The sequence below is a fragment of the Actinomadura darangshiensis genome (assembly GCF_004349235.1).
Taxonomy (GTDB): Bacteria; Actinomycetota; Actinomycetes; order Streptosporangiales; family Streptosporangiaceae; genus Spirillospora; species Spirillospora darangshiensis.
In genome coordinates, this window is record NZ_SMKY01000397.1 from 1 (window position 1) to 6,747 (window position 6,747).

2 protein-coding genes are annotated in these 6,747 nt (G+C 74.0%); both read left to right on the forward strand.

The genetic code is table 11. From position 1 onward, the window contains the following. The first annotated feature begins 63 nt into the window (after positions 1-63). Positions 64-5,526, forward strand: a complete 5,463-nt coding sequence (locus tag E1293_RS42655; RefSeq protein WP_132205153.1) for an ATP-binding protein — start codon at positions 64-66, stop codon at positions 5,524-5,526. 472 nt (positions 5,527-5,998) lie between these two features. Continuing rightward, positions 5,999-6,747: AfsR/SARP family transcriptional regulator (locus tag E1293_RS42660; RefSeq protein ID WP_207939433.1), on the forward strand; the 749-nt coding region annotated here is incomplete at its 3' end.

Genomic DNA, 6,747 nt, shown 5'->3' on the forward strand with positions numbered 1-6,747 from the left:
AGGGTGGACGGGCCAGGGCGCTGTGTCGTGGCGCCGTACGTCGTCCAGAGAGGGCTCGGTCGGGTGTTCAGTCGTGTCGCCATCGTGAACCGGGGTGAGGCCGCCATGCGCCTCATCCACGCCGTGCGGGACCTTGCCGCGGAGACCGGGACACGGATCGAGACCGTCGCCCTGCACACCGATGTGGACCGCGCGGCCATGTTCGTGCGCGAGGCCGACATCGCCTACGACCTCGGGCCCGCGTCCGCGCGCCCGTACCTGGACATGGAGGTCCTGGAGCGCGCGCTGGTGGAGACCGGCGCCGACGCGGCGTGGGTCGGCTGGGGGTTCGTCGCGGAGGACCCGGCGTTCGCCGAGCTGTGCGAGCGGGCCGGGGTCGCCTTCGTCGGGCCGAGCGCGGAGGCGATGCGCAAGCTCGGCGACAAGATCGGCGCGAAGCTGATCGCCGAGGAGGTCGGCGTGCCGGTCGCGCCGTGGAGCCGCGGCGCGGTGGAGACGCTGGACGCGGCGCTGGCGGCGGCCGCGCGGATCGGCTACCCGCTGATGCTGAAGGCGACCGCCGGCGGCGGCGGGCGCGGCATCCGCGTCGTCACGGACGAGGCCGAGCTGGCGGACGCCTACGAGCGCACCAGCCAGGAGGCGGCGCGGGCGTTCGGCAGCGGCGTCGTGTTCCTGGAGCGGCTCGTCACCGGCGCCCGGCACGTCGAGGTCCAGGTGATCGCGGACGGCGCGACCGCGTGGGCGCTCGGCGTCCGGGACTGCTCGGTGCAGCGCCGCAACCAGAAGGTCATCGAGGAGTCGGCGTCGCCGGTGCTCAGCCCGGTGCAGGCGGCGGAGCTGAAGGCGTCCGCCGAGCGGCTGGCCGTCGCGGTCGGGTACCGGGGCGCGGCGACCGTCGAGTTCCTCTACCACCCCGGCGACAAGCTGTTCGCGTTCCTGGAGGTCAACACCCGGCTGCAGGTCGAGCACCCGATCACCGAGTCCACCACCGGGTTCGACCTGGTGAAGGCGCAGCTGCACGTGGCGTCCGGCGGCACGCTGGACGGGGAGCCGCCGGCCGAGCGCGGGCACGCGATCGAGGCCCGGCTGAACGCCGAGGACCCCGACCGCGACTTCGCGCCGTCCCCCGGCCGCATCGCCCGGCTGGACCTGCCCGCCGGGCCCGGCATCCGGGTGGACACCGGCGTCGGCGAGGGCGACACCATCCCCGCCGACTTCGACTCGATGATCGCCAAGATCATCGCCTACGGCCGGGACCGGGACGAGGCGCTCGGCCGGCTGCGCCGCGCGATGGCGCAGACCACGGTGATCATCGAGGGCGGCGCGACGAACAAGAGCTTCGTGCTCGACCTGCTCGACCGGCCCGAGGTGATCGACGCGAGCGCCGACACCGGCTGGATCGACCGCGTCCGCGCGCGGGGCGGGCTCGTCACCGACCGGCACTCCGCCGTCGCGCTGGCCGCCGCGGCCATCGAGGCGTACGAGGAGGAGGAGCGCGTCGAGCGGCGGCGGCTGCTGTCCACGGCGTCCGGCGGGCGCCCGCAGGTGCGGCACGAGAGCGGCCGGCCGCTGGACCTCAAGCTGCGCGGCGCCGGCTACCGGGTGCGCGTCGCGCGGGTCGGCGCGGACCGGTTCCGCGTCGGCGTCGAGACCGGCGGCGACCTGCGCACCGCGGACGTCGAGCTCGACCGCTTCGACCGGCACACCGGGCAGATCGTCGTCAACGGCACCCGGTACCGCCTGCTCACCGGCACGCACGGGCCGATCCACCTGGTCGAGGTGGACGGCGTCGCGCACCGGGTCAGCCGGGACGAGGGCGGCGTCGTCCGCTCCCCGGCGCCCGCGCTGGTCGTCGCCACGCCGCTGGACGTGGGCGCCGAGATCGAGGCGGGCGCGCCGGTGCTCGTGCTGGAGAGCATGAAGATGGAGACGGTGCTGCGGGCGCCGTTCAAGGCGCGGCTGAAGGAATGCGTCGTCACGGTGGGCAGCCAGGTCGAGGCGGGCGCCCCGCTGCTGCGGCTGGAGCCGCTCGCCGACGAAGCCGAGGCCGAGGCGGAGGACGCCGCGGCCGTCGAACTGGACCTGCCCGCCGCACCCGGGGAGATCCCCGCGCGGCTCCGCGCCAGGCGCGGCCAAGAGGACCTGCGGAGCCTGCTGCTCGGCTTCGACGTCGACCCGCACGACGAGCGCCGCGCACTGGACGACTACCTCGCCGCGCGCCAGGCGGCCGCCGCGGGCGGGCACCGGCCGCTGGCCGAGGAGCTCGGCCTCGCCGACGTGTTCGCCGACCTCGCCGAGCTGAGCCTCAACCGCCCGGCGGGCGGCGTCGGCGACGGCGGCGAAAGCCACGTGCACAGCGCCCGCGAGTACTTCCACACCTACCTGCAGAGCCTGGACGTCGAGCGGGCCGGGCTGCCGGCCGCGTTCCAGGACAAGCTCGCCAAGGCGCTCGGCCACTACGGCGTCACCGACCTGGAGCGCTCCCCGGAGCTGGAGGCGGCGGTCTTCCGGATCTTCCTCGCGCAGCAGCGGGCGTCCGCCGACGCGACCGTCGTCGCGGCGCTGCTGCGCACGTGGCTGCGGGAGCCGCCGCCGGACGAGGCGCTGCGCGAGACCGCCGGGCTGGTGCTGGAGCGGCTGGTGGCCGCCGCGCAGGTCCGCTTCCCGGTCGTCTACGACCTGGCGTGCGGACTGGTGTTCGCCTGGTTCGCGCAGCCGCTGCTGCGCCGCAACCGCGCCTGGGTCTACGCGGGCGTCCGCCGGCACCTGCGCCACCTGGACGCGCACCCGGACGCGCCGGACCGCGCCGACCGCATCGCCGAGATGGTCCGCAGCACCGAGCCGCTGGTGCGGCTGCTCGGCCAGCGGCTGGTCCGCGGCGAGCGGGACCACGCGGTCATGCTGGAGGTGCTGACCCGGCGGTACTACGGCAACAAGGGCCTGACCGGCGTCCGCACCGCCGAGGCCGGGGGCGGCGCGTTCGTCGTCGCCGACCGCGCGGGCTCGCGCCTGGTCTCCACCGCGGTGGGCTTCGAGACGCTGGGCGGCGCGCTGGACGGGCTCGCGGAACTGGCGGCCGGCGAGGACGACATCGACGCCGACATCTATCTCTCCTGGCAGCGGCAGCCGGAGGACTTCGACGCGATGGCCGCCGCGCTGGGCGAGGTCGTCCGGGCGCACCCGCTGCCCGCGCGGGTCCGCAGGGTCACCTGCACCGTCGCGGGCGGACGCGACGCGGTGATGCACCACCACTTCACGTTCCGCCCGGCCGAGACCGGGATGGCCGAGGACCGGCTGATCCGCGGCCTGCACCCGTTCATCGCGCAGCGGATGCAGATGGAGCGGCTGCGCAAGTTCGACCTCACCCGGCTGCCGTCGTCGGACGAGGAGGTCTACCTCTTCCAGTGCGTCGCGCGCGACAACCCGTCCGACGAGCGGCTCGTCGCGTTCGCCCAGGTCCGCGACCTGACCGAGCTGCGCGACAACGACGGCCGGCTGCTCACCCTGCCGACGGCCGAGTACACCCTCGCCACCTGCCTGGACTCGATCCGCCGGGCGCAGGCGCGGCGGCCGTCCAAGAAGCGCTTCCCGACCAACCGGATCGTGATCTACGTGTGGCCGCCGAGCGGCCTCACCCGCGCGGAGCTGAAGGTCCTCGCCGACCGGGTGCTGCCGACCGCGGCGGGCGCCGGGCTGGAGGAGATCCTGCTCATCGCGCGGCAGCGGGATCCGCGCACCGGCGAGCTGTTCAAGGTCGCCGTCCGGGCGACGTTCGACGCCGCGGGCGGTACGAGGCTGACCATCGGGGAGCCGTCGGACGACCCGGTCGAGCCGCTCGACGGCTACCGGCAGAAGGTGCTGCGCGCGCGGAGCCGGGGCACCGTCTACCCGTACGAGCTGACCGGCCTGCTCGGCGACTTCGCCGAGCACGACCTGGACGACGAGCACGCCCTGGTCCCGGTCGACCGGCCGAGGGGGCGCAACACGGCGGCGATCGTCGCGGGCGTCGTCACCAAGCCGACCCGGCGGCACCCGGAGGGCGTCACCCGGGTCGTGCTGCTCGGCGACCCCACGAAGTCGCTCGGCGCGCTGTCGGAACCGGAGTGCCGCCGCGTGATCGCCGCGCTGGACCTGGCCGAGCGGATGCGGGTGCCGGTGGAGTGGTACGCGCTGTCCGCCGGCGCCCGGGTCTCCATGGAGTCGGGCACCGAGAACATGGACTGGGTGGCCGCCGCCCTCAAGCGGATCGTCGAGTTCACCCAGGCCGGCGGCGAGATCAACGTCGTGGTCGCGGGCATCAACGTCGGCGCGCAGCCGTACTGGAACGCCGAGGCGACGATGCTCATGCACACCAAGGGCGTCCTCGTGATGACGCCGGACTCGGCGATGGTGCTCACCGGCAAGCAGGCGCTCGACTTCTCCGGCGGCGTGTCGGCCGAGGACAACTTCGGCATCGGCGGCTACGACCGGGTGATGGGCCCGAACGGGCAGGCGCAGTACTGGGCGCCGAGCCTCACCGCCGCGCGGGACGTCCTCATGTCGCACTACGACCACACCTATGTCGCGCCCGGGGAGCAGGCACCGCGCCGCGCGACGACGTCCGACCCGGTCGACCGCGACGTCTCCGACTTCCCGCACGTCGTCGAGGGCAGCGAGTTCGGCACCGTCGGCGAGATCTTCTCCGCCGAGGCGAACCCGGACCGCAAGAAGCCGTTCGACATCCGGACCGTCATGCGGGCGCTGTCCGACCAGGACCACCCGGTGCTGGAGCGCTGGGCCGGCATGGCGGACGCGGAGACCGCGGCGGTGCAGGACGTCCACCTCGGCGGCATGCCGGTGTGTCTGCTCGGCATCGAGTCGCGGGCGGTGCCGCGGCGCGGTTTCCCGCCGACCGACGGCCCGGACGCCTACACCGCGGGCACGCTGTTCCCGCAGTCGTCGAAGAAGGCAGCGCGGGCGATCAACACGGCCAGCGGCAACCGCCCGCTGGTGGTGCTGGCGAACCTGTCCGGCTTCGACGGCTCGCCGGAGTCCATGCGCAAGCTGCAGCTGGAGTACGGCGCCGAGATCGGCCGCGCGATCGTGAACTTCCGCGGGCCCATCGTGTTCTGCGTGATCTCGCGGTACCACGGCGGCGCGTTCGTGGTGTTCTCCAAGGCGCTGAACCCGGACATGACCGTGCTCGCGCTGGAGGGCTCGTTCGCGTCGGTGCTCGGCGGCGCCCCGGCCGCCGCGGCCGTGTTCGCCGGCGACGTCAACGCGCGCACCGCGTCCGACCCGCGCGTCCGGGACCTGGAGGCCCGCGTCGCGGCGTCCTCGGGCCCGGAGGACCGCGCCGCGCTGACCGCGGAGCTGGACGAGCTGCGCGCGTCGGTCCGGACGGAGAAGCTCGGCGAGGTGGCGGCGGAGTTCGACCGCGTGCACGACATCCGGCGCGCGGTCGAGGTCGGCTCCGTCGACGCCGTCATCCGCGCCGCGGAACTGCGTCCCCGGATCATCGAGGCCATCGAGGCCCGCCTGCGGTAGCCGAGGGGGGCGCCGGACGGGCGCCCGTTCGTGCGCCCGTTCGCCCATCGCGGCGGCGGGCGCGGCGGCGTAGGGTGGGCGGCGACCTGCCGATCCGGCCCGTAATCGAGGCATGACCATCGGTTGACACTGCGGCGATATATCGGTGATGATGTCCTCGGATTCACCTTGCACGCTTTTCAAGTTGATCGCCAAGGCAACACCGATCACACACCCGCCACGCTCCCAAGTGACCGTGTGACCTGGACAACACCATCGGCAAGATGAATTATTCGGGGACAATCATCTCGCAATGGATATCTCCCATATAGCGCTACCCGCCAAACGGGGGCAGGCCCGGCCTGCCCTTTTCACCCGCCATTACATATCCGCCTGCTGAGCCATGGTCAGGCAGCCGAATAAACAGCACGAAACGCCTGCCTCCGCGAACCGCGATGCGAATCCGCGGCAACCGGGGAACACGTCGTTTCAGGTGCTGGGACGCCTCTGCATCAGAACCGGGCAGACCGATGTGCCGCCGCCGCGCTCGCACATCCTCCAGGGCCTGCTCGGCGCCCTCCTGCTGGCCCAGGGCGAGCCCCTGCGGACCGAGCGGCTCACCCGGCTGGTGTGGGCCGACCGCGCCGAGCTGACGAGCCGGGAGTCGGTCCACGTCGGGATCTCCCGGCTGCGCAAGTGGCTCACCCGGCTCGGCGACGGGGCCCCGTCGATCGACTACGCGGACGGCTACCGGCTGGCCGTCCCCGGCTGCGGCCTGGACCTCAGCCGCTTCCGGGAGCTGGCCGGGCAGGCCCGCACCATCGACGAGCCCGGCCCGCGCTGCGCCCTGCTCGTCGCCGCGCTCGAACTGCGCCGCGGGCCCGTCCTCGCCGGGATGCGGCAGCTCGACCGCGCCGACATCCTGCTCCGTTCGGTCGAGCAGGACGTGCGCGAGGCCGTGATGGACCTCGCCGCCACGGCCCCGCACGCGGAGGGCACCGAGCCCGCGATCGCCGCGGTCGGCGCGCTGGCCGGCGACCTCCCCTTCGACGAGCCGCTGCACGCCGCCCTCATCGACCTGCTGGCGGCCGGCGGGCAGCCCGCCGAGGCGCTGAACGCCTACCGGCGGCTCAGCGAGCGGCTCGCCGACGAGCTCGGCGTCGAGCCCAGCCGCGAGGTGCAGGAGGCGTACCTGCGCGTCCTCGCCCACGAGCGGCCGTTCACCCCCGTGCCGGCGCCGGG